This is a genomic window from Hydrogenivirga sp. 128-5-R1-1 (genome assembly GCF_000171895.1).
In genome coordinates this window covers 1-1,172 of sequence record NZ_ABHJ01000462.1, presented here as the reverse complement: position 1 = coordinate 1,172, position 1,172 = coordinate 1, and the positions used below count along the sequence as shown (strand labels likewise).

At 30.5% G+C, this 1,172-nt stretch carries 1 protein-coding gene; it reads left to right on the top strand.

From position 1 onward, the window contains the following. Positions 1–272: 272 nt before the first annotated feature. Positions 273–1,049, top strand: coding sequence for an indole-3-glycerol phosphate synthase TrpC (gene trpC, locus HG1285_RS00670; protein ID WP_008289596.1), 777 nt, complete (start codon positions 273–275; stop codon positions 1,047–1,049). The last annotated feature ends 123 nt before the right edge of the window (positions 1,050–1,172 follow it).

The following is a 1,172-nucleotide window of genomic DNA, read 5'->3' as shown; positions in this document are numbered from 1 at the left end:
TTATTTTTCTTATTTCTTTAACGTCTTCAATCGTAAAGTTTGATTTTCTCGCCCTTTGATTGATTTTCCCACACCCCATATAAATTGCGTCAGCACCGGCTTTTATAACTGCATGTAGCCCTTCATAATGTCCAACTGGTGCAAGAATTTCTGGTTTGTTTATTTTAGACATGATTTGTCCTCCTAAATTTGAAAATTATTTGACAGGATACAAATTATACCAGTTTGGAAATGATAAAATAGTATGAGAAAATTCATAAAGGAGTAAAAGCTTGAACATATTAGACAAGATTGTAAAAACTAAATATGAGGAGCTTGAAAAATATACAAAAGATTATGTAAAACAGCTTGAAAAAAAAGCCGAAGAAAGAAAATCTGTAAAAGATTTTAAAAATGCACTGCTTCAGGACAAGATTAATATAATAGCAGAGATAAAAAAAGCTTCTCCTTCTAAGGGAGTGATAAGGAAGGATTTTAACCCTGTAGAAATAGCAAAGATTTATGAAGAAAATGGAGCAGCTGCAATATCTGTTCTTGCTGATGAAAAATATTTTCAGGGTCATATAGATTATGTTGAAGCAGTTTCCAAAGTTGTAAGTATTCCTGTAATGAGAAAAGATTTTATTATAGATGAAAGGCAGGTTTTAGAGGCTTATGCTAAAGGGGCTGACAGCTACCTTTTGATAACAAGAATTCTTGAACCTAAAAAACTAAGACAGCTTATGGAGTTTGGAAGACAGTTAAATATAGAGCCTTTAGTTGAGGTTTTTACTGAAGAAGAGGCAAAAATTACAATAGATGAAGGCGGGAAAATTGTAGGTGTAAACAATAGAGATTTGAACACTTTTAAAGTTGATATAAATAAATCTAAAAATCTCTGTCCAAAAATAAAAGAATGGGGAGCTGAAATTGTAGTTGCTGAAAGTGGTATATCTTCTAAAAAAGAGATAGATGAGCTGAGAAATTATGGAGTAAATGCCTTTTTAATAGGTGAGTCTTTAATGCGCGAAAAAGATATTGGTAAAAAATTAAAAGAGTTTATTGAATAATAGGCTTATGCTGTGGCTTATGATTAAATAATCTCTATCTTCAAGTATAAAGATTTTCTAAAATTATACGAATATATTGTTATACATAATTTTATCTTTAGGAGATGAAATGAAACCTTTAAG